Source organism: Prevotella sp. oral taxon 317 str. F0108 (genome assembly GCF_000162415.1).
In the GTDB taxonomy this organism is placed as follows: domain Bacteria; phylum Bacteroidota; class Bacteroidia; order Bacteroidales; family Bacteroidaceae; genus Prevotella; species Prevotella conceptionensis.
On sequence record NZ_GG740079.1, the window covers coordinates 30,079 to 32,226 of the forward strand.

Here is a 2,148-nt window from a genome sequence, read left to right on the forward strand (position 1 = left end):
AAGTTGTCACGTTCAAATATGACGCATTAGGACGGAGAATCGAGAAGTCCTTCAACGGCCGCGTGTACCGCTACCTTTGGGATGGCGACGTTGTTCTTCACGAGTGGGAGTACGACGAAACGGAACGACCGCAACAGATAGTTGCCGAAAACGGCGAAGTGTCGTTCGACAGGCCCGAACCAACGGACAACCTCGTCACCTGGGTTTACGACCCCGACGGCTATATCCCAACCGCCAAGTTGGTGGGCGGCAAGCGTTACGGCATCGTGAGCGACTACGTCGGTCGCCCCGTGCAGGCCTACGACGAACACGGAACGCCCGTCTGGCAAGCCGACTACGACATCTATGGCAACTTGCTCAACCTTAAGGGCGACAGCCAGTTCGTTCCTTTCCGTCAGTTGGGACAGTATGAGGATGAGGAGACGGGGCTGTACTACAACAGGTTCAGGTATTACGACCCGAGTACGGGTGGGTATATAAGCCAAGACCCTATTGGGTTGGCAGGAAGAAATCCGACGTTGTATGGGTATGTCCGTGATGTGAATATTTGGGTAGACGTTTCAGGGCTTGATTGTAGCATAAAGGATAAAAAAGTTGCAACTCCCTATGGTGATGCAATACAATCAATAGAGCCAGAAGCTTTAAAAGCCAGAACAGAAGTGGAGAATGGTGCCACACTTTATCGAATAGGGACAATGGGACGCAGCGAAACTATTGGTGCTCAATTTTGGGCATTAGAGCATCCTTTTTCAGAGGGCTATGCAAGTCGCTATGGGATTCCACCTGAAAATGTAGCTAATAGTAATTTCATTATGACAGGTAAACTAAAAGAGGGATCTGACTTTATAACTAGACCAGCTCCACCAGTAGGAACAAATTCTGGTGGTGGAATAGAAGTCGTAACTCCTACTGATGGAGTAGAAATAATAACATTTAGTACACTTTAAAATGGATATATATGAGGAATCTATAAAGTTAGCTGAAAATTTAAATAAATTTGGGTATCAATTTATTTCACAAGAAGTGCTTGATGCTATTAATTATAGTTCGACAGGGACTGAGGCTCTCATGCGAATAAGATTTTTCTTGAAAGAATTTTTGGATAACGGAGTTGATATTAACTTGCTACTTTTAGAAAGAGCAAAGAATTTGTTGAACCAAATCAATGCAATAATAGATTAAAATGGTATGAAAAGGAAAAATTACGTGATGCACTAATAAAATAACACAGATGTTACAATGTGGCTATAACACGTTTGACAGTCTTATTCCAGCTAAGCACTAATTTAGCTGTGAAGTGGCGCAACTCTATCGTGTACCATGAGTAAACTCTTCGAAACGGACGAACGCGGTGAACGCTACACGTTTGAGCGCGACCTCAATGGCAAGGTGATTGCCGAGCGTGGCTTCGACGGCCAGGAACGCCGCTACGAGCGAGACATGGACGGCACGGTGCTCGTCACACACCTGCCCAACGGCACCACCATCCACCATCAGCACGACCTTGCGGGGCGGCTCACCTACAGCCGTTACCCTGACGGCAGCTGGGAGGCGTGGGAATACGACCGCGCCGGGCGGCTCTGCAAGGCCAGCAACCCACATGGCGAAACGGTGTTCGAGCGCGACGCGCTGGGACGCATCATCCGTGAGATACAAAACGGCCATGCCATTGAGCACTGCTACGACAGCCGTTCACGGCTGACCCACACGCTCAGCGGGCTGGGCGCGGACGTGTCCTACGGCTACGACGACGCGGGACTGCCCGAGAGCGTAAAAGCCATCGTGCAAGGTATGCCGCACCCGTGGGAGGCGCGCATGCAACACGACCGCCTGGGCCGCGAGACGCTCCGCACGATGACGGGCGGCGTGGCCTGCGCCATGCTGTACGACGGCGTGGGTCGGCCTTCACGGCAAAGCGTGACCCGCGGCGGGCACTCCTTATATAGTAGGAGCTACCGCTGGGACGACGATTTCCGGCTTTCGCACGCCCACGATGCAATAAGCGGGCGGATTGTGCGTTATCTCTACGACGACTTCGGCAGCCTGGCCGAGGCGGAATACGGCGACGGCGCACGCCAATGGCGCAACCCCGACGTGATGGGCAACGTGTACGACAGCACTGACCGAACCGACCGCACGTATGCTCGT

The 2,148-nt window shown here is 51.8% G+C and carries 2 protein-coding genes and 1 pseudogene; all 3 read left to right on the forward strand.

Annotated features, from left to right (window positions below; translation table 11 throughout):
• Positions 1 to 62: 62 nt before the first annotated feature.
• The gene (locus HMPREF0670_RS17240) at positions 63 to 947 is read left to right on the forward strand and encodes an RHS repeat domain-containing protein (protein WP_009231891.1); all 885 of its coding nucleotides are present in this window, start codon (positions 63 to 65) and stop codon (positions 945 to 947) included.
• A gap of 1 nt (position 948) precedes the next feature.
• Complete coding sequence (locus HMPREF0670_RS14480; RefSeq protein ID WP_009231892.1) at positions 949 to 1,182, forward strand: hypothetical protein; 234 nt, start codon at positions 949 to 951, stop codon at positions 1,180 to 1,182.
• A gap of 138 nt (positions 1,183 to 1,320) precedes the next feature.
• Positions 1,321 to 2,148 (forward strand): annotated as a pseudogene (locus tag HMPREF0670_RS16790) (RHS repeat protein); the annotation flags it as partial.